Annotated in this window: 20 protein-coding genes and 1 pseudogene; 16 read left to right on the forward strand and 5 right to left on the reverse strand. The window is 70.3% G+C overall.

All coding sequences use genetic code 11. The annotated features are described in order from the left end of the window. Positions 1 to 46: 46 nt before the first annotated feature. The 4 genes from CACI_RS04905 to CACI_RS04925 all read left to right on the forward strand — a co-directional run bounded on the left by CACI_RS04905 (position 47) and on the right by CACI_RS04925 (position 4,885). On the forward strand, positions 47 to 769 hold the full coding sequence (locus CACI_RS04905) for a glycosyltransferase family 2 protein (RefSeq protein ID WP_012785214.1): 723 nt from the start codon (positions 47 to 49) through the stop codon (positions 767 to 769). Beyond that, positions 766 to 1,140: a DUF2304 domain-containing protein gene (locus CACI_RS04910; RefSeq protein ID WP_012785215.1), complete on the forward strand. Its 375-nt coding sequence runs from the start codon at positions 766 to 768 to the stop codon at positions 1,138 to 1,140. The genes CACI_RS04905 and CACI_RS04910 overlap by 4 nt, the downstream gene beginning before the upstream one ends. Beyond that, positions 1,137 to 3,011: an NAD-dependent epimerase/dehydratase family protein gene (locus CACI_RS52065; RefSeq protein WP_012785216.1), complete on the forward strand. Its 1,875-nt coding sequence runs from the start codon at positions 1,137 to 1,139 to the stop codon at positions 3,009 to 3,011. Before CACI_RS04910 ends, CACI_RS52065 begins: the two co-directional genes overlap by 4 nt. 254 nt (positions 3,012 to 3,265) lie before the next feature. Then, the gene (locus tag CACI_RS04925) at positions 3,266 to 4,885 is read left to right on the forward strand and encodes a DUF2142 domain-containing protein (protein ID WP_041540054.1); all 1,620 of its coding nucleotides are present in this window, start codon (positions 3,266 to 3,268) and stop codon (positions 4,883 to 4,885) included. Between the two features lie 20 nt (positions 4,886 to 4,905). Here the strand turns inward: CACI_RS04925 and CACI_RS04930 are convergent, their stop codons facing one another. Then, positions 4,906 to 6,492, reverse strand: coding sequence for a hypothetical protein (locus CACI_RS04930; protein ID WP_012785218.1), 1,587 nt, complete (start codon positions 6,490 to 6,492; stop codon positions 4,906 to 4,908). A gap of 97 nt (positions 6,493 to 6,589) precedes the next feature. After that, complete coding sequence (locus CACI_RS51000; protein WP_012785219.1) at positions 6,590 to 7,924, reverse strand: lipopolysaccharide biosynthesis protein; 1,335 nt, start codon at positions 7,922 to 7,924, stop codon at positions 6,590 to 6,592. Between the two features lie 157 nt (positions 7,925 to 8,081). Between CACI_RS51000 and tsaE the strand changes: the two genes are divergently transcribed. After that, positions 8,082 to 8,630, forward strand: coding sequence for a tRNA (adenosine(37)-N6)-threonylcarbamoyltransferase complex ATPase subunit type 1 TsaE (gene tsaE, locus CACI_RS04940; RefSeq protein WP_012785220.1), 549 nt, complete (start codon positions 8,082 to 8,084; stop codon positions 8,628 to 8,630). Between the two features lie 78 nt (positions 8,631 to 8,708). Here tsaE and CACI_RS04945 read toward each other — a convergent pair whose 3' ends face one another. Further along, the gene (locus CACI_RS04945; protein WP_012785221.1) at positions 8,709 to 9,338 is read right to left on the reverse strand and encodes a hypothetical protein; all 630 of its coding nucleotides are present in this window, start codon (positions 9,336 to 9,338) and stop codon (positions 8,709 to 8,711) included. Positions 9,339 to 9,372: 34 nt separating this feature from the next. Here CACI_RS04945 and tsaB point away from each other — a divergent pair, with 34 nt between their 5' ends. From tsaB to CACI_RS04970, 5 genes are all read left to right on the forward strand, one after another. Further along, complete coding sequence (gene tsaB, locus CACI_RS04950; protein ID WP_012785222.1) at positions 9,373 to 10,029, forward strand: tRNA (adenosine(37)-N6)-threonylcarbamoyltransferase complex dimerization subunit type 1 TsaB; 657 nt, start codon at positions 9,373 to 9,375, stop codon at positions 10,027 to 10,029. A 16-nt stretch (positions 10,030 to 10,045) separates the two neighbouring features. After that, complete coding sequence (rimI, locus tag CACI_RS04955) at positions 10,046 to 10,528, forward strand: ribosomal protein S18-alanine N-acetyltransferase (RefSeq protein ID WP_012785223.1); 483 nt, start codon at positions 10,046 to 10,048, stop codon at positions 10,526 to 10,528. Between the two features lie 5 nt (positions 10,529 to 10,533). Further along, positions 10,534 to 11,574: a tRNA (adenosine(37)-N6)-threonylcarbamoyltransferase complex transferase subunit TsaD gene (gene tsaD / locus CACI_RS04960; protein ID WP_041541159.1), complete on the forward strand. Its 1,041-nt coding sequence runs from the start codon at positions 10,534 to 10,536 to the stop codon at positions 11,572 to 11,574. Continuing rightward, positions 11,571 to 11,870, forward strand: coding sequence for a hypothetical protein (locus CACI_RS04965; RefSeq protein ID WP_012785225.1), 300 nt, complete (start codon positions 11,571 to 11,573; stop codon positions 11,868 to 11,870). Before tsaD ends, CACI_RS04965 begins: the two co-directional genes overlap by 4 nt. A 111-nt stretch (positions 11,871 to 11,981) precedes the next feature. Next, positions 11,982 to 12,998, forward strand: coding sequence for a polysaccharide deacetylase family protein (locus tag CACI_RS04970; RefSeq protein WP_012785226.1), 1,017 nt, complete (start codon positions 11,982 to 11,984; stop codon positions 12,996 to 12,998). A gap of 66 nt (positions 12,999 to 13,064) precedes the next feature. On the opposite strand, the gene CACI_RS04975 is transcribed toward CACI_RS04970, so the two are convergent. Beyond that, positions 13,065 to 13,310, reverse strand: coding sequence for a hypothetical protein (locus CACI_RS04975; RefSeq protein WP_012785227.1), 246 nt, complete (start codon positions 13,308 to 13,310; stop codon positions 13,065 to 13,067). A gap of 16 nt (positions 13,311 to 13,326) precedes the next feature. Between CACI_RS04975 and CACI_RS51005 the strand changes: the two genes are divergently transcribed. The 4 genes from CACI_RS51005 (at position 13,327) to groL (ending at position 16,097) form a co-directional block, all read left to right on the forward strand. Beyond that, the gene (locus CACI_RS51005; protein ID WP_190276727.1) at positions 13,327 to 13,476 is read left to right on the forward strand and encodes a hypothetical protein; all 150 of its coding nucleotides are present in this window, start codon (positions 13,327 to 13,329) and stop codon (positions 13,474 to 13,476) included. Between the two features lie 87 nt (positions 13,477 to 13,563). Then, a complete protein-coding gene (locus CACI_RS04985; protein WP_143765146.1) occupies positions 13,564 to 13,839 on the forward strand; it encodes a hypothetical protein in 276 nt (91 codons plus the stop codon). Positions 13,840 to 14,071: 232 nt separating this feature from the next. Next, positions 14,072 to 14,371 (forward strand): co-chaperone GroES, encoded by a 300-nt coding sequence (groES, locus tag CACI_RS04990; protein WP_041541161.1) that lies wholly within the window; start codon positions 14,072 to 14,074, stop codon positions 14,369 to 14,371. Positions 14,372 to 14,474: 103 nt separating this feature from the next. Then, positions 14,475 to 16,097 (forward strand): chaperonin GroEL, encoded by a 1,623-nt coding sequence (gene groL / locus CACI_RS04995; RefSeq protein WP_012785230.1) that lies wholly within the window; start codon positions 14,475 to 14,477, stop codon positions 16,095 to 16,097. 429 nt (positions 16,098 to 16,526) lie between these two features. On the opposite strand, the pseudogene CACI_RS54070 reads toward groL, so the two are convergent. Continuing rightward, positions 16,527 to 16,788, reverse strand: a pseudogene (locus CACI_RS54070) (WhiB family transcriptional regulator); the annotation flags it as partial. A gap of 360 nt (positions 16,789 to 17,148) precedes the next feature. On the opposite strand from CACI_RS54070, the gene CACI_RS05005 reads away from it, so the two are divergent. Further along, the gene (locus CACI_RS05005) at positions 17,149 to 17,448 is read left to right on the forward strand and encodes a hypothetical protein (protein ID WP_012785232.1); all 300 of its coding nucleotides are present in this window, start codon (positions 17,149 to 17,151) and stop codon (positions 17,446 to 17,448) included. Positions 17,449 to 17,651: 203 nt separating this feature from the next. Beyond that, positions 17,652 to 18,263 (forward strand): response regulator transcription factor, encoded by a 612-nt coding sequence (locus tag CACI_RS05010; RefSeq protein ID WP_012785233.1) that lies wholly within the window; start codon positions 17,652 to 17,654, stop codon positions 18,261 to 18,263. The last annotated feature ends 33 nt before the right edge of the window (positions 18,264 to 18,296 follow it).

The following is an 18,296-nucleotide window of genomic DNA, read 5'->3' on the forward strand; positions in this document are numbered from 1 at the left end:
CCTAATCACGGTGCGGTTCCCGCTCTGACCGCACAATCTGGGAGCTGTGCAGACAACGGAGGCTCCCGGTGCGGCTGGGACTTCGGAGTTCGACGACGTCTGGGTGGTCATCCCCGTCTACAACGAGGGCTCGGTGATCGCCGAGGTCGTCGCGGGCGTGCTGCCGACGTTCCCGAACGTGGTGTGCGTGGACGACGGCTCGCGCGACGACTCCGCCGACCACATCGTCGCCACCGCCGCGCACCTGGTCAGCCATCCGGTGAACCTCGGCCAGGGCGCCGCGCTGCAGACCGGTCTGGAGTACGCCCTGCTGCAGGACGGCTCGGAGTACTTCGTCACCTTCGACGCCGACGGCCAGCACCGCGTGGAGGACGCCGCCGAGCTGGTACGCGCGGTCCGCGACGGCGGCGCCGACGTCGCCCTGGGCTCCCGCTTCCTAACCGGCACCGCCCACGTGCCCTGGCTCCGGCGCGCGATGCTGAAGACCGTCGCCGCGCTCAGCCCCGCGGCCCGCCGCCTGCAGCTCACCGACGCGCACAACGGCCTGCGCGTCCTGAACCGCGCCGCCGCCTCCCAGCTGAAGATCACCATGAACGGCATGGCGCACGCCTCGGAGATCGTGGACTACCTGGCGCGCTCGGAGCTGGCGGTCACCGAGGTCCCGGTGACCGTGCTCTACACCGACTACTCCAAGGCCAAGGGCCAGTCCCTGATCAACGGCGTCAACATCCTGTTCGACCTCTCCCTGCGATCGCGGAGGACGCCATGATCATCCAGGGCATCCTGCTCGTCATCGCGGCGGTCTTCCTGCTGCTGTTCATCCGGAACTGGTACTCGGTGCAGACCGTGGCCCTGAAACGACTGGCGTTCCTGGTCTTCATCGCCCTGATGGTGGTCGCGATCCTGCGCCCCAACTGGGTGAACTCCGTGGCCCACAAGGTCGGTGTGGGACGCGGCACCGACCTGGTGCTCTACGTGCTGGCCGTGGCGTTCGTCTTCGTCTCGGTGAACACCTACTTCCGGCTCAAGACGCAGGAGACGCGGTTCACCGAGCTGGCCCGGGCCATCGCGGTGCGGGACGCGACCGAGCTGAACGCGCGGCGGCTGGGGCGGCGTCCGGTGCGAGAGGGGCGGCGATGAGCGGAGCCACGGGGCTCACCGCCGGTGCGAAAGTCCTGATCACCGGCGGCGCCGGCTTCATCGGCTCCACGGTCGCCTCCGCCTGCCTGGACGCCGACCTGGTCCCGGTGATCCTGGACAACCTGTCCACCGGCCGCAGCGAGTTCACCGAGGGCCGGATCTTCTATGAGGGCGACATCGCCGACGCCGCGCTCCTCGACCGGGTCTTCGCCGCGCAGCCGGACATCGCCGCGGCAGTGCACTGCGCGGCGCTGACGAACGTGCCGGAGTCGGTCGCCAACCCGATCCGGTACTACCGCGAGAACGTCACCAAGACCCTGGAGCTGATCGAGGGGTTGGTCCGCAACGGCTGCCGCCGCATGGTGTTCTCCTCCTCCGCGTCCGTCTACGCCGCGGGTTCCTCCGGTCCTTACGCGCGCTCTAAGGCGATCACGGAGTGGGTGCTGGAGGACGTGGCGCGCGCCGGCGATCTGCAAGCCGTCGCCCTGCGCTACTTCACCCCGATCGGCGCCGATCCTGACTTCCATACCGGTACTCCGAGCCCGGAAGCGCTGCATGTCCTGGACAAGGTGACCACCGCCTACCGGAGCGACGAGCCGTTTCACATCGCTGGCACCGACTTCTCGCCCTTCGATAGCCGCCGCGACGCTCGCGACTACATCCATGTCTGGGACCTGGCTGAGGCGCACGTCGCGGCGCTGCGGAACTTCGACGCGATCGTGGCGCGCCATGCGTCCCACACCGTCCCGTACGAGGTGATCAATCTCGGCGCCGGGGACGGTACGACGGTCCCCCAGCCGGCTCTCGAGGCGCGTCAGCCGCTCGGCTGGGCGCCGCGGTACTCCGTCGGGACGGGTATTCGGGACGCGCTGACGTGGGCTCGCGTGCGTGCCGGTCTGCCCGCGCCGGCGCGGGTCCGGGCCGCGAAGCCCGCCTCGGTCGTCGATGTCCTGATGCCGTACTACGGCGACGTCGGCATGATGCAGGAGGCGGTACGCAGCGTCCTGGCACAGCGTGACCAGCACTGGCGGCTGACGGTGGTCGACGACGGCGCCGAGCCGGGCGTCCCGGAGTGGTTCGCCGGCCTGATCGCCGAGCACGGACCCGACAAGATCCGCTACCAGCGCAACCCGGTCAACCTCGGCATCACCGAGAACTTCCAGAAATGCCTGAGCCTGGTCACCCATCCGCTGGTCACCATGATCGGCTGCGACGACCGCATGCTTCCGGACTACATCGGAACCGTCCGAGCCCTGATGCGCGACTACCCCCGCGTCTCCCTCGCCCAGCCCGGCGTGGAGGTCATCGACGGAGCCGGCGAGGTCGTCGAACCCTGGGTCGACAAGGTCAAGCGGCGCCTCTACGCCCCCCGCGTCCATGGCGCCCTGGTCCTGAGCGGCGAATCCCTGGCCGTCAGCCTCCTGCGCGGCAACTGGATGTACTTCCCAGCCATCTGCTGGCGCGCCGACGTCATCACCGAAGTCGGCTTCGACCCCCACCTCCGCGTGATCCAGGACCTGGCCCTGACCCTCGAGTGGGTCCGCGCCGGCGCCCAGATCGTCGTCAGCGACACCATCTGCTTCCAGTACCGCCGCCACGCAGTCAGCCTCTCCAGCGAACAAGCCACCACCGGCGCCCGCTTCACCGAAGAACGCACCTTCTTCCTCGACGAAGCCGCCCGCATGGACCGCCTAGGCTGGCGCCACGCCGCCCGCACAGCCCGCCTCCACCTCTCCTCACGCCTCCACGCGGCCACGATGCTCCCCAGCGCCCTCCGCCGCGGCAGCCGCGACGGCGTCCGAACCCTGGCGGCCTACGCCTTCGGACCCTCCCGGCGCCCCGGAGGCTCGAGCGGAGGACCAGCACGGTGAGCGAACCCGGAGCAGGGGAGCCGCAGCCGCCCTGGGAACCGCCGCCGGAACCAGAACCGGAATCCGGCCCGCGACCGAACGCGGCTCCCGGACCCGCGCCGAACCCGTCGCCCTGGACGCCGCCGCCGGAGCCTGAATCAGAACCGCTCGAGCCGGAACCCGAAGTGCCGCCTGCTCCTGCCCCGACCTGGCAACTGCCGCCTGATCCTGCGACCCGGCCACTGCCGGACCTGCCACCGGTCTTCGCCGCGCCCGTGCCCCTGCCTTTGCCGCTGCCCGAACCCCCGGCAGCTCCCGCCTTCGCCACTCCGCCCGAATCGCCCAAATCCCCCGAACCGCCGCCGCCCCCGAAGCACCGCCTCGCCGCAGTCGGCCGCCGCACCGCGAGCGTCCTCGGCCGTCCCTGGCTGCTGGCGCTGGTCGGCTTCTTTCTGGTCGCCATGGGCTGGGCGTTCGCCTCGCCGATGTCCACGTCGCCCGATGAGCCGTCGCACATGATCAAGGCTGCCGCGACGGCCCGCGGCGAGTTCGTGAACTCGTCCTCGCGCCACGAGATCACCAACGGCTTCGAGAAGACCTGGCTCGGCTATCCGCTCCCGGCCAAGTACAAGACCATCGACGCGATGTCCTCCTGCTTCCGCTTCCAACTCCTGTCCGCAGCCTGTGGAAAGAAGTTCGGGACCGACAACTCCACCGCGATCGTCGAAACCTCCGCGGGCAACTACAACCCCGCCTACTACTTCCCCGTAGGGCTTCCCAGCCTGTGGCTCCCCGGAGTGAGCGCGCTATACGGAATGCGCCTAGCGTCCGCACTCCTCAACTCCGCCTTGCTCGCCGCAGCCGTCGGTATCGCTGCCGGTTGGCGCAGACCGGGTTGGCCGATCCTCGGCGTCGTAGCCTGCGGCACTCCGATGGCCCTGTTCCTGAGCGGCACGGTCAACTCCAATGGCATGGAGGCCACCGCCGCGGTACTCGCCTGGACCGCCGCCATGTCCCTGGCGCTGGACGACGACCCGAAACCGGGCCAGGTGACCCGCCGCGCCATCGGTCTGGCGATCGGTGGCGCGCTCCTGGCGAACACAAGGAGCCTGGGAATCGCCTTCAGCGCCTCGGTGCTGATCGCGCTCGTGATCATCGCCGGTCCGCGCAAGGTCGCGTGGCTGGCCCGGTTCCGCGCCGTGCAGGTCATGGCCGTGGTGCTGATCCTGGGCGGAGTCGCGGCGTTCTTGTGGAACCGCTACTCCGACACCCTCACGACCTCGAACCTGTCCTTCCCGACCCTGACGCCGGGCGCCGTCGCCATCGAGGTGTTCTGGAACTCCGGCAACTACATCTCCCAGGTCGTCGGCAACCTCGGCTGGCTCGACGTCGCCCTGCCGCCGGGCACGTCGATCGCCTGGTACGCGGTCGCCGGCCTGCTCATCCTCTGCGCCTTCGGCGTCGGCCGCTGGCGCGAGGCGGCGGTGGTCGCGGCCCTGGTGGTGGGAACCGTCGCGATCCCGATCATCGCGCAGGTGCTGGAGGCCAAGCGCTTCGGCATCGGCTGGCAGGGCCGCTACATCCTGGCGTGGGTGCTCGGGCTGCCGGTGCTCGCCGGGCTGCTGATGGCCCGCCGGGTCGGCAAGGACCTGCCCGGCGCGCTGGAGCGGCGCGTGCCGATCGCCGCCACGATCGTCCTCGGACTCGCCGGACTCGGCGCCTTCTACTGGTCGATGACGCGCTATATGCACGGCGGCTTTAAGAAGTACGGCATCAGTCCCGTGCTGTGGAGCCCGCCGGGCGGTTGGATCGTGTGGTGGGTGGTCTACTCGGCCGGACTCGTGGTGCTGGTTGCGGCGGTCGCGGTGCGGCGGCGCCAAGACATACTCCGTTAGCGATCCCCTAGTGCGATCCCCTAGTGGTTCCTCGGTCCCGCGAAGTTGTTCATCCACGACTGGTCGCCGGTCGCCGAGCACTCATGGTTCGGCGCGTACTTCGGGCACGAGCCGTCGGGCTTGCGCATGGTCTGCGACACATAGGCGAGGATCTTGTAGCTGTTCGTCTTGGCGGGCATCCAGTAGTCGGACACGGACGACGCCGCACTCCCCAACACCAGCAGCACGGCGGCGAGCACCCCGACGTGCGCCCCGAGCCGCGAAGGCATTGGCGGCCACGACGCCAGCCGCGAGGCCGCGAACGCCGTCGCCGCCGCGCCCAGGACCAGCACGCAGTACAGGAGCTGGTTGCCGGTGCGCGGCCACAGCTGCACGGTGCCCGTCGCCCACATCCGCGAGGCGACCTCCATCCGCCACAGCCAGGTCCCGGCGAACACGCACGCCACCGTCACCGCCAACGGCCGCCGCCAGCCCAGCCACAGCGCCATCCCGAGCCCGGCGAACGTCAGCACGCTGAACAGCCCGACCCCCGCCAACTCGCCCGGCGGCGGCCACTGCCCGACGTCCCCGGGCATGTCGGTCCGCCACATCGAGAAGAACGCCGGGTCGGTATAGGCGTCGAAGCCGTAGGCGCGATCCACGGTCCCGGACCCGAGGTCCTTGACGTACCACCCGCACAACACCCCGAACACCGCGACGGTCACCCCGACGAACGCCACCAGCTTCCAGACCCGGTCCCTCGCCCACGGGAACAGCAACAGCACCGCCGCCACCAACCCCGGCGCACTCCACAGCGACGACCCCGGATAAGTCAGGAACAGCACCGAGTACAGAAGCCCGAACAACACGGCACTGACCAGCACCCCCCGCCACGCCATGCCCCCGACCCGCATCGTGTGCCGCACCGAGACCACGAACACCGGCAGCAGCACGATCATCACAATGGCGCCATACGGCTTGTAGGGATCGATGATCGCGTACGCCGGCACGACCCCCACCACCAGCGCCCACAACGGACTGAGCACAAAACGCCACGCCACATACGCAGCCGGCCCAGTGACAGCCGCACCGCCGATCTCCATGTCCCGAAACGCCGCCGCCGTGTCCCCGTGATGGAACAGCTGAGCCCACCACGCCAGCGCATGCAACGTCAGCGGCGGATACGTCGGATTCGGATTGCCGTGCCCGTGCACGATCGACGCCGACCACTCCACCAACCGCCCGGTATCCCCGGACAAGCCGAACAGCGGCCACGGCGTCCCCTTCAACGCCACCACGATCCCGCCGGCAAGAAACCCCGAAGCCAACCCGGCGAACGCAGCGCACACCAGATGCTTCACTGCCAGATACCGCCGCCCACCCCACCACCGATGCGCGCCCAACAACGCCCCGAGCAGCACCACCCCGAGCACGCTGAACCGCACCTGCAACGCCGCCAGCGCACTGACCTGCCCCGTCCGGTCCAACGGATCCACATCGACGAACCGCGCCGCGAGCACCATCACCGCAGCCCCACCCAGCGCCGCGACCACTTCCCCAGCTGGTCTGGCGGCACGCCGGAGGACCGGCCGAGCCGCGGACCACCGATTCGGCATCCCGTCGGTCATCGTGCCCTGCCTCTCCGCGCGCGCTCAGCCCTGCTGCCGAGGGAACGACCGAGATCGCCGGCGGTCACGCCGCACCACCCGGCCGCTGTCTCCCCACTCATCGCACCCTGCCTCTGCGCAGATGCCCGACCGCCCCGCCACTCGACCGCCCGCTCACAGCCGCCACACCCCCGACCCTCCGCAGCGCACTGCCCAACCCCACCGCCATGACCACCACCACCGTCACCGGCCCGCCGACCCCGCCCGCAGCCGCCGCGTGCAGCGGATCCACCGGCAGCTCCACCAACACGGCCAGCACCACCGCCCCCGCCCCCCAAGCCGTCGGCACCAGCCGGTGCCGGTCCATCGCGACCAGCGTCGGCTGCAGAATCGCCGCGGCCATCAGGAACACGGTCCCGAGCCCCAGCACCGCCAGCAGCTCGTGCGACAGCACCGCCTTCGTCCCGAAGAACACCCGCAGCACCCACGGCCCGGCCACCGCCAGCACCGCCGTCCCGGCCACCCCCAGCGCCGCGACCGCCGCCAGGGCCAGGCGCACGCGCGCCCGCAGCGCCGCATGGTCCCCGCGTGCGGCCGAACGGGTGAGGTCCGGCAGCAACATCGCCTGGATCGGCGAGATCAACAACAGCGGAATCCGCACCAGCACGAACGCCTGCCCGAACGCCGCCGCGACCGCATCAGAGTCCGTAAGCCGGGTGCTCGCCACCAACGGCGGCAAGTTCGCCACCAGCTGCGTCAGCAGGCTCCCGGCCACCAACAGCGCGAGCCCGCCGGCCGCCGACCGCTCCCCGCTCTCGAAGGAAGAAATCTCCGTATCAAGCGGATCACGCTCCCCGTCCTCGAACCCCTCCCGCAGCCACCACAACCCCGCCACCGTCGCCAACCCCTGAGCCGCCGCGAACGCCAGCGCGTACGCCCACGCCGGCCCGCCCCGCCCCGTCGCCACGAACACCGCCACGCACGGCACCAGCCGCCCCAGCCCCTCGGCCGCCAGCGTCGCGGCGTACCCGTGGAACTCCTGCCGCCCGCCCAGAATCCCGCGCACCCAATAACAGGCCGACCCCACTCCCGCCGCCAGCACCAGCGCGCCGAACAGGTCCCACCGCCCGCGCAGCGGACCGGACACGAGCACCGGCGACAGCGCCGCGAGCACCACGAGCGTCACAGCGAACAGACACGCCGCGTGCCGCCGCGCCCTCCGGGCCACCGGCGCCACCGCCCGCCGCTCGGCGATCGCCCGGCTCGTCGCCCGGCTGGTCTCCTGCTCCAGCCCGACGAACACGCCGAGCGTGACCAGCCCGGCCAGGAAGTACAGCGAGGACAGCGCCGCGGCGTCCGAGGGCGTCGAGGAGTGCCCGGTGACGGCCAGGAACACGTACCCTGACAAGCCCACCAGCAGCAGCCCCGCCGCCATCCCGACGGAGGCCCTCATGCTCACCTCCGGTCCGGGAGTCCTCGGCGGCGGTCATGCCCTTCCCCGGGCGCCGGTAATCAGCCTAAAAACGGCATATGCCCCCGTGCTCACTCCCCGCGGCGACCCCTGCCGGGCACGCACCGCCGAGCCCCGCACCGCCCGGTACGGTGGACCCATGTCGGTGATCCCTGACCAAGCCGGACCCGGGCTGCCCGGACCCGTCCTGGAGACCCCGGTCGCGACCGCGGGCGCCATGAAAGACCTCGGCCGCCGCCTCGGCGCCCGGCTGCGCCGCGGCGACCTCGTGGTCCTGACCGGCGATCTGGGAGCCGGCAAAACGACCTTCACCCAGGGCCTCGGCGAAGGCCTCGGCGTGCGCGGACCCGTCACCTCGCCGACCTTCGTCATCGCCCGGGTCCACCCGCCGGCCGCCGGGGGCGGCGTCCCGCTGGTCCACGTCGACGCCTACCGGCTCGGCTCCCTGGACGAGCTCGACGACCTGGACCTGGACGCCTCGGTCGAGCAGTCGGTGACCGTGGTCGAGTGGGGCGAGGGCAAGGCCGAGGTCCTCACCGACGACCGCCTGGACATCGTGATCTCCCGGGAGTACGCCGAGGAGCTCGACGATCCCGGCGACTCCGAGGTGCGGTGGGTCGTGGTGCGCGGCATCGGGGAGCGCTGGACGGACCGCGATCTGGCCGCCCTCGAAGACGCGGCCGGCTGACACACGCCGGCTGACTCAGGCGGTTCCCCACAACTAGCAGCGTCCTGGCCCGCTCCGGGCCAGGCGCCTCGCCTACTTCTAAGCCACCACGACAACCGGCGTCTGCAGCACCGCGAACTGCCACACCGCCAGCGCGTCGTTCTGCGTCAGCCGCACCCCGCCGGTCTTCGCCTCGGGCTTCATCGGCATCTGGTCGCCCGGCAGCGACGAGACCGCCTCCATGGCGAACTTCGTGGTGTCGCCCTTCGGTCCCCACAGCACCTCGTACTGCACGGCGACGCGGTCGGCGGACTGGTTGTTGGCGATCCGCTTGGACACCGCGTAGGTCCCGGCCGCCGGAATCACCGTGCTCGGCACCACCGCCGCCGACATCTGGACCTTCTCATCGGCGCCGACCAGCCAGATCCGCGCCTTGGACAGGCTGTACACCATGCGCTTGCCGGTGCCGCTGGAGGCGGGAAGCGCCAGCGCCGGATCCGGAGCGGGGGAGACCGGCTGCCCGACCTGGTTCGTCGAGACCGGCGGCTGCTGTTTCGCCGCGACCGCCGAGGGCGCCTTGTTCGGCGCCGAACCGTTGGCCTGGACGGCCAGCACGCCCACCCCGACCAGGGCCGCGGCCGTGATCGCGGCGACCGTCGCCATGGGGCTCACACGCCCGCGCTTCACCCGCGCCGGTGACCGCGGGGCGTTCTGCTGCTGGCTGGTCATGGGTCGTATGGTGCCAGAAAGATAGGCTGTGCGGGTGCTCCTGCTCGCGTTCGACACCGCCACCCCGGCCATCACCGTCGCCTTGCACGACGGCGCGGACATCCTCGCCGAGTCCACCACCGTGGACGCCCGGCGCACCGGGGAACTGCTCGCACCCGGCATCACCGCGGTCCTGACCGCCGCCGGGCGCAAACCCGGCGACCTCACCGGCGTCGCCGTCGGGGTCGGACCCGGCCCGTTCACCGGGCTGCGCGTGGGATTGGTCACGGCGCGCGCCCTCGGCGACGCCCTGGGCATCCCGGTCCACGGCGTCTGCTCCCTCGACGTGGTCGCCTACCAGACCCGCAGCGCCGAGCCCTTCGCCGTCGCCACCGACGCGCGCCGCAAAGAGGTCTACTGGGCTCAGTACACGGACTACCTGACCCGCGCGACGGAACCGGACGTGGCGCACCCCGCGCTCATCGCCGAAAGGCTCACCGGTCTGCCGGTCGCGGGGGAGGGCGCCCTGGTCTACCCGGACGCGTTCCCCAAGGCGATCGAGCCTCGGTACCCCTCTGCGGCGGCTCTAGCGGAACTCACTGTCAGGCGTCTGCATAGCGATCCCGAGTCCTTGCTGTTCCCGGAGCCGCTCTACCTGCGCCGCCCGGACGCCGTCGAACCAGGTACCCGCAAGCGTGTCTCCACGAGCTGACGGCGTGAAGTCGACCATGGCGCCGACGCTGCGTCCGTTCCGCTGGTGGGACATCGAAACGGTGCGACGGATCGAGGAGGACCTGTTCCCCGAGGACCCCTGGTCCGTGGAGATGTTCTGGTCCGAACTCGCGGACGTCCCGCACTCCCGCTACTACGTCATCGCCGAAGCGGAAGCCGGATCCGAATCCGAGATCGCCGGCTACGCGGGCTTGATGGCCCAGCCCGGATCCGACGCGGGCACGGTCGAGGGCTGGATCCAGAACATCGCGGTGGCCCGCGCGCACCAGGGCCGGGGACTCGGGGCGGTCCTCTTGGAGGCGCTTCTGGACGAGGCACTGCGCAGGAAATGCGTAGAGGTCTGGCTGGAAGTGCGCACAGACAACGACTCCGCGCAGCGCCTGTACATCCGCCACGGCTTCGAACCCGCCGGCATCCGCCGCGGCTACTACCAGCCCGGCAACCACGACGCGCTGATCATGAGGAAGGCACTGGCGTGACGGCACTGAAGGAAGAACCTCTGGTCCTCGGCTTCGAGACCTCCTGCGACGAGACCGGCATCGGCATCGTGCGGGGCAACACCCTGCTCGCCGACGCGGTGGCCTCCAGTGTGGACGAGCACGCGCGCTTCGGCGGCGTGGTGCCCGAGGTCGCCAGCCGGGCGCACCTGGAGGCCATGGTGCCGACGGTGCAGCGGGCGCTGAGCGACGCCGGCGTGGCGCTGGCCGACATCGACGCGATCGCCGTCACCGCCGGTCCCGGCCTGGCCGGCGCCCTGCTGGTCGGCGTCGCCGCGGCCAAGTCCTACGCCCTGGCGCTGGACAAGCCGATCTACGGCGTCAACCACCTCGCCGCGCACATCTGCGTCGACCAGCTCGAACACGGTCCGCTGCCCGAGGGCTGCATCGCCATGCTGGTCTCCGGCGGGCACTCCTCGCTGCTGTTCGTGCCCGACGTCACCGGCGACGTCCAGCCGCTCGGCCAGACCATCGACGACGCCGCCGGCGAGGCCTTCGACAAGGTGGCGCGCGTCCTGGGCCTCGGCTTCCCAGGAGGCCCGCTGATCGACAAGGCGGCGCGCGAGGGCGACCCGGAGGCGATCGCCTTCCCCCGCGGCCTCACCGGTCCGCGCGACGCGCCCCTGGACTTCTCCTTCTCCGGCCTCAAGACCGCGGTCGCGCGCTGGGTCGAGAAGCGCGAGCGCGCCGGCGAGAAGATCTCGATCCCGGACGTCGCGGCCTCCTTCCAGGAAGCGGTCGTGGATGTCCTGACCCGCAAGGCGATCCTGGCGTGCAAGGAGCAAGGAGCGGAGTACCTGCTGATCGGCGGAGGCGTCGCAGCGAACTCCCGCCTGCGCGTCCTGGCCGAGGAACGCGCCGCCAAGGCGGGCATCCAGGTCCGCGTCCCGCGCCCCAAGCTGTGCACGGACAACGGCGCCATGGTCGCCGCCCTCGGTTCGGAACTGGTGCGGCGCGGCCGCGTGCCCTCGCAGCTCGGCTTCCCGGCGGATTCCTCCCAGCCGGTCGTGGACGTGGTGGTCCGATGAGTGACTCCGGTGGCAAGAACGCCAAGAACCAAACGCTTATGTGGGAGGTCCGCTGCGAGCCGGGTAAGGCCGCCGCAGTAGAGGAGTGGATCCGCGCCGTTATCGTTCCCCCGCTATGGGATGACGAGGAGGTCGCCTCCTATAACGCCTACAGCTCGGTAGGGCAGGACGGGGAACGCGTAGTAGTAGTCATCGACTACCTAGCCGCTGCCCCCGCCACACTGTCCGCCGAACCTCCGGAACGCCTCATCGCCCGTCCGCCGCACGCCTGGGTCTTCCAACGTCTTGACGTGTGAATGTCCTCGGATTGCTTTCTTAAGCAACTCTTCAGGTTCCACAAACGTCCTCCCTCAGTAGCGACACCAGGCGGGCTCCGGGGGCCCGCCGGACTGAACTGAGGCATAGGCGTGACGTACGAGGACCAGGACCTCCCCATAGGCTGCGGCTGCGAAGACCACGACCTGACACCGACACCGGACGCGAGCCCGGCGCACGCCTCTCGACGACGCTTTCTCCGTTCCGCCGCAGGGCTCGCCGTAGCCGCGCCGGCCATGCTGGCCGCGGCTTGCGGCTCCGGCAGTTCATCCTCGGGAGCGAAGCAGAACGCCGGAGCCGGCGTGACTCCCACCTCGGGCGCCTCCACGTCGGGCGCGCCCTCGCAGTCCTCCAGCTCGCCGTCCGGCGCCGCGAGTAGCAGCGGCAACGGTCTCCCCGGTCCCGAGACCGCGGACGCGGCACTCCTGGCGCACCGCTACGACGGACTCAAGCCCTTCGCCCCGGCTCCGCCGCCGCCCGCGACCAAGCCGGTGAACACGAACGTCGACCTCCCCCCGGTCATCAGCCACATCCCGACGGACCAGAAGATCTGCTTCCTCACCATCGACGACGGCGCCGAGAAGGACCCGGCCTTCATCCAGATGGTCAAGGACTTCCGCATCCCCATCACGATGTTCCTGGCCGACATGTTCATCCAGGACGACTACTCGTACTTCACAAAGCTCCGCGACACCGGCTACTGCACCATCCAGAACCACACCCTGCACCACCCGGACATGACGACCCTGAGCGCCGAGCGCCAGCTGGCAGAGGTCACCGGCCAGCAGCAGAAGCTCGTCAAGAACTACAACACCCACCCCTACCTGTTCCGCGCGCCCTTCGGGAACTCCAACAAGGCGACGCAGCAAGCCTGTAAGCAGAACGGCCTCAAGGCCATCTGCTACTGGCGCGCGACGTTCCAGAAGCAGGGCTTCCAGTGGCAGGCGGCCGACAAGAAGCTCCGCCCCGGCGACATCCTGCTGGCGCACTTCCGCGGTCCCAAGGCCAACGGCAAGGGCTGGCCGGAGATGCACGAGCTGATGACCAACCTGTTCCGCATCGTGCAGGAGCAGGGGTACACGTTCGCTCGGCTGGAGGACTACGTCTGAGCCCTGCCGGACTCTGAAGCCCTGACGGAGTCTGAAGTTCTGACGGAGTCTGAAGCGCCGCCGGACTCAGTGGCAGGAAACCGTCGCACTGACCGGAAACGAGACCTGCCCGCCGTTCGGCCCGACGAACCCCAGCGTCCCGGACATGGTCTCCGACGCCGGCGCGCTCGGCACCGACCCGCCGGTGCTCACCAACGGATCCACCTCGACCAGCACGACAGTGTTCCCGCTCTGCGTCGCGCTGCCCCCGGTGTAGTGCGCGACCCAGTCGCCGAGCCCGCTGCTGAACACCGCCGTGGCGCGCAGCGTCACCTTCGTCGGTCCCCAGGTGCAGCTGTCACCCGTCAGGCTGACCAGCGTCGGCCGGGCGTCGGTCGTCGTCGGATGCGGAGCCGGGCAGCGCGCCGCCTGCGCGGGCGTCGTCGGGTGTTGGCAGGGGTTGGAAGAGGTCGGCTTGGCGGCCGGCGCCGACGAGTGAGGCGCTGCGCCGGGTGAGCGCGACGCCGTGCCCGTCGCCGCGGTCGTGGGCGCATGCGTCGCGGTCGGTGCGCTCGGAGCGGTCGGTGTGGCGGCTGTGCTCCTGCTCGCGCTCGCGGCAGCGCTCGTCGGCACGGAGGTTGAGGTGGCTGTCGGCACGCTCGTCGGAGCGGTGCCACCGGTCGTCTCCGTGGCCGCCGTCTGGCTCGTGACCGAGGCTGCGACAGGACCCTGGTTCTTCGCGGTTGCCGTAGTCCCGCCCCCGCACCCGGCGGCCACCAGCGCTCCGGCGGCCGCCATCGCCGCTACCGAGAGCGCCCGAGCACGCTTCGACGTCGTCATTCCCGCTCCCCACGGATCTTGATCCCCGTTCTGGGGCCGCGCGAGCGTATCACCGTGATCATCCCCGCGATCACCGAGGCCGACGCGCCCCTTTGGCACTCCACTTGACCGAGTGCTAAACGCCCGCCTAGTCTCGCTTTGGCACCCTCGCACCGAGAGTGCCAGCGCGATACGGCCGGACCCTGGCACCCGCGACGACAGGTTCCGCAACCAGTTCACCATCGCCGATCCGTCACGCGAACGAAAGGTCACACATCGTGGCTACCGTTGCCATCAAGCCGCTCGAGGACCGCGTCGTCGTCAAGCCGCTCGACGCCGAGCAGACCACCGCTTCCGGCCTCGTCATCCCGGACACCGCCAAGGAGAAGCCGCAGGAGGGCGTCGTCCTGGCCGTGGGCCCCGGCCGCTGGGAAGACGGCAAGCGCGTCGAGCTCGACGTCAAGGAGGGCGACATCGTCCTCTACAGCAAGTACGGCGGCACCGAGGTCAAGTACAACAACGAGGAGTACCTCGTCCTGTCGGCGCGCGACCTGCTCGCGATCGTCAACAAGTAGACGTTCAAGGCTCTCGGAGCCGCGTTTCCGCCCCGGGCGGCCGGGGACCCGGTCGGCATGCCGGGGCGGATTTTTCTCTTAAAGACAAGGAACGTACTCGCTCATGGCGAAGATGCTCGAATTCGACGAGGACGCGCGCCGCAAGCTCGAGCGCGGCGTCAACGCGCTGGCCGACGCGGTCAAGGTGACCATCGGTCCCAAGGGCCGCAACGTCGTCATCGACAAGAAGTTCGGCGCCCCGACGATCACCAACGACGGCGTGACCATCGCCCGCGAGGTGGAGCTCGAGGACCCCTACGAGAACCTCGGCGCGCAGCTGGCCAAGGAAGTGGCCACCAAGACCAACGACATCGCCGGCGACGGCACCACCACCGCGACCGTGCTGGCCCAGGCCATGGTCCGCGAGGGTCTGCGCAACGTGGCGGCCGGCGCGCAGCCGATCGCGCTCAAGCGCGGTATCGACGCGGCGGTCAAGGCCGTGGCCGACCAGCTGCTGTCCACCGCCAAGCAGGTGGAGAGCAAGGAGTCGATCGCCCAGGTCGGCGCCATCTCCGCGCAGGACAAGGCGATCGGCGACCTGATCGCCGAGGCCATGGACAAGGTCGGCAAGGACGGTGTCATCACCGTCGAAGAGTCGAACACCATGGGCCTGGAGCTCGAGTTCACCGAGGGCATGCAGTTCGACAAGGGTTACCTGTCGCCCTACATGGTGACCGACCAGGAGCGCATGGAGGCGGTCCTGGAGGACCCCTACATCCTGATCAACCAGGGCAAGATCAGCTCCCTGAACGAGCTGCTGCCGCTGCTGGAGAAGGTCGCGCAGTCGCGCAAGCCGCTGCTGATCATCGCCGAGGACGTCGACGGCGAGGCGCTGTCCACGCTGGTCGTGAACAAGATCCGCGGCACCTTCACCTCCGTCGCGGTCAAGGCTCCGGCCTTCGGCGACCGCCGCAAGGCGATCCTGGAGGACCTGGCGATCCTCACCGGCGCGCAGGTCGTGGCGCCCGAGGTCGGCCTGAAGCTGGACCAGGTCGGCGTCGAGGTGCTGGGCACCGCCCGCCGCGTGACCGTCACCAAGGACGACACCACCGTCGTCGACGGTGCCGGCGACACCGCGGCCGTGGCCGACCGCGTGAAGCAGATCAAGGCCGCGATCGACACCACCGACTCGGACTGGGACCGCGAGAAGCTGCAGGAGCGCCTGGCCAAGCTGGCCGGCGGCGTCTGCGTCATCCGCGTCGGCGCGGCCACCGAGGTCGAGCTCAAGGAGAAGAAGCACCGTCTGGAGGACGCCATCTCCGCGACCCGCGCCGCGGTCGAGGAGGGCATCGTCTCCGGCGGCGGCTCCGCGCTGGTGCACGCCGTCTCCGTGCTGGACGGCGACCTGGGCCTGACGGGCGACGAGGCCACCGGCGTGCGCGTCGTGCGCAAGGCCGCGGTCGAGCCGCTGCGCTGGATCGCCGAGAACGCGGGCCTGGAGGGCTACGTCGTGACCGACAAGGTCTCGAACCTGCCCGTGGGCTCCGGCCTGAACGCGGCCACCGGCGAGTACGTCGACCTGGTCGCGGCCGGCGTCATCGACCCGGTCAAGGTCACCCGCTCCGCGCTGGCCAACGCCGCCTCCATCGCCTCGATGCTGCTCACGACCGAGACCCTGGTCGTCGAGAAGCCGGCGCCGAAGGAAGACGAGGGCCACTCGCACGGTGGCCACGGGCACTCCCACTAAGGGATCGCCTAAGGATCGCCCGCGCTATAGCGCGCGCTGAGGGCGGCTCTCTACGGAACTCCGTAGAGAGCCGCCCTTTTGCGTACGCCGCATGAACTCCGTACGCGCGCTCGCCATGTAGAAGCCGCGGCTTGCTCAACCGCCTGATCTGCCTCTTGGCCTGCCGCATGATCTGCGGCCTGGACAGCGGCTTGATCTACGGCTCGATCTACGGCTTGCTCTTCGCCTTGGCCCGCACCCCGGCCGACACCGCGTTCGCCGGCCGCGTCATGGTCATCCCGTTGCTGGGCGCCGTCGCCGGCGCGCCGTTGGGCTTCGCCTGCAGCTTCACCGGCACCTTCGTCGACGGCTTGCGCGCCGGCTTGGTGTTCTTCGCCGCCGCCAGCGCCGCCAGCTTGGCCGCGCGCGCCGCGGACTTCTCCCGCGCGTAGGACTCGTCGCGTTCTTCCTCGGTCATGCCGCCCCACACCCCGTAGGGCTCGTGGACCCGCAGGGCGTGCTCACGGCACGGTTTGCATACCGGGCAGTGCAGACACACCTCCTTGGCGGCCTCCTCTCGGGAGGTCCGCGCCTGGCCCCGTTCGCCTTCCGGGTGGAAGAACAGGTCGCTGTCGGTGCCGCGGCAGGAGCCGCGCAACTGCCAGTCCCAGAAGTCCGCGTTCGGGCCCGGGAGACGGGACACGTCGGCCATGGCAAACCCTTCCTTCCGCTGACCGCCCCCAGCCAAGAACCCGCAGGTCAGTCGTCCTGTTGTCGGACGACCGACGGCGAGTCGCTGGATGGAGTGGTCTTCGGCTGCATCGTGTTGGCCGCAGCCGCGGCGGGTGCATGATCCCGGTGAGAGTGAGTCCGGGACATGCATCGGCGCCGCGGCGGCGGCCCTACCTCGTGGTGAACCAGGTGTCAGTTGTCCAATACCTGATCCGGCGAGCGGTCATACCGATCATGCCCCGAACCGTGCTCGATTGTCACTGAGTTGTCGCAATCGACTACGGACTGTGAGCAACGGCCGGGCGGTCGGACCGCCCGCCGGAACGAGAGGCGCGGCGAAGTGAGCGGGCTCCCCGAGGGTGACGGCTGGGTGGAAGAAGGGGACGGGAACGACAGGTGGGACGGGTGGGTGCGGGCCTTGGACGCCGGCCGGCCGCCCGAGAGCGGCGGCGGAGGCGGCCGGGGACGCGGCGCCAGGGGCGGCAAGGGCGACGGCGAGCGTCGTGAAGAGGCCGACGAGCAGGCCGCCGGGAGCCCGGAGGACCGGCCCTGGACCCCGATCCCGCGTCAGGCGAAGTCGGTCGAGCGGGGTCTGATCCCGCCGCAGCGCCGTCTGAAAAAAACATCGCGGAGCGCGTAACGCTTTCGGGTGAAGCTCGTTTTCCATCTCGGAGTGACGATGGCCCGCGCCCCCGCCTGCCGCCCGGCCGCCTTGGTAAAGGCGCTTCGCGCAGCGGTCCGCACTTGGGTGGGTGGCGAAGCGGCGCGAACCATCGACTACGGGGACCTGTCCGCCATAAGCTCAATAGGTGTCACAACCTCACGAATGTGGAGGCTTGACCGATGACGTCCATCCTAGTCTGCGACGACTCCCCGCTGGCCCGGGAGACGCTGCGACGCGCCGTGGCGACCGTGCCCGGCGTCGACAAGGTCACCACCGCCAACAGCGGCGAGGAAGTGCTGCGCCGGTGGACCGCCGACCGCTCCGACCTGGTCCTGATGGACGTGCGGATGCCCGGCCTGGGGGGCGTGGAGACCGTCCGCCGCCTGCTGTCCAACGACCCGAACGCCCGGGTGATCATGCTCACCATGGCCGAGGACCTGGACGGCGTGGCGCTCGCGGTGGCCACCGGCGCCCGCGGCTACCTGCACAAGGACGCCTCACGCGCCGAGCTGCGCGCCACCGTCAGCCAGGCCCTGGCCGACCCGACCTGGCGCCTGGCGCCGCGCCGGCTGCGCCCGGCGGAGATCGGCGCCGTCCCGACCCTGACCGCCCGCGAGATCCAGGTGCTGGAGGGCATGAGCCACGGCCGCTCCAACGCCGAGATCGGCCGGGACCTGTTCCTCTCGGAAGACACGGTGAAGACCCATGCGCGCAGGCTGTTCAAGAAGCTCGGCGCCTCCGACCGCGCGCACGCCGTCGCGCTCGGGTTCCGCTGGGGCCTGGTCCGCTGAGAGCGGGCCGGGCGCTGCCGCGGCCGTCCCCGG

Origin of the sequence: Catenulispora acidiphila DSM 44928 (assembly GCF_000024025.1) — a bacterium.
Taxonomy (GTDB): Bacteria; Actinomycetota; Actinomycetes; order Streptomycetales; family Catenulisporaceae; genus Catenulispora; species Catenulispora acidiphila.

Bases quoted from the DNA above. Each gene is read 5' to 3' on its own strand.
- CACI_RS52065 (WP_012785216.1), top strand. From the start codon at position 1,137: ATGAGCGGAGCCACGGGGCTCACCGCCGGTGCGAAAGTCCTGATCACC.
- CACI_RS04930 (WP_012785218.1), bottom strand. From the start codon at position 6,492: ATGACCGACGGGATGCCGAATCGGTGGTCCGCGGCTCGGCCGGTCCTC.
- tsaE (WP_012785220.1), top strand. From the start codon at position 8,082: ATGTCGGTGATCCCTGACCAAGCCGGACCCGGGCTGCCCGGACCCGTC.
- rimI (WP_012785223.1), top strand. From the start codon at position 10,046: ATGGCGCCGACGCTGCGTCCGTTCCGCTGGTGGGACATCGAAACGGTG.
- groL (WP_012785230.1), top strand. From the start codon at position 14,475: ATGGCGAAGATGCTCGAATTCGACGAGGACGCGCGCCGCAAGCTCGAG.
- CACI_RS51000 (WP_012785219.1), bottom strand. From the start codon at position 7,924: ATGAGGGCCTCCGTCGGGATGGCGGCGGGGCTGCTGCTGGTGGGCTTG.
- CACI_RS04965 (WP_012785225.1), top strand. From the start codon at position 11,571: ATGAGTGACTCCGGTGGCAAGAACGCCAAGAACCAAACGCTTATGTGG.
- CACI_RS05010 (WP_012785233.1), top strand. From the start codon at position 17,652: ATGACGTCCATCCTAGTCTGCGACGACTCCCCGCTGGCCCGGGAGACG.
- CACI_RS04945 (WP_012785221.1), bottom strand. From the start codon at position 9,338: ATGACCAGCCAGCAGCAGAACGCCCCGCGGTCACCGGCGCGGGTGAAG.
- CACI_RS04910 (WP_012785215.1), top strand. From the start codon at position 766: ATGATCATCCAGGGCATCCTGCTCGTCATCGCGGCGGTCTTCCTGCTG.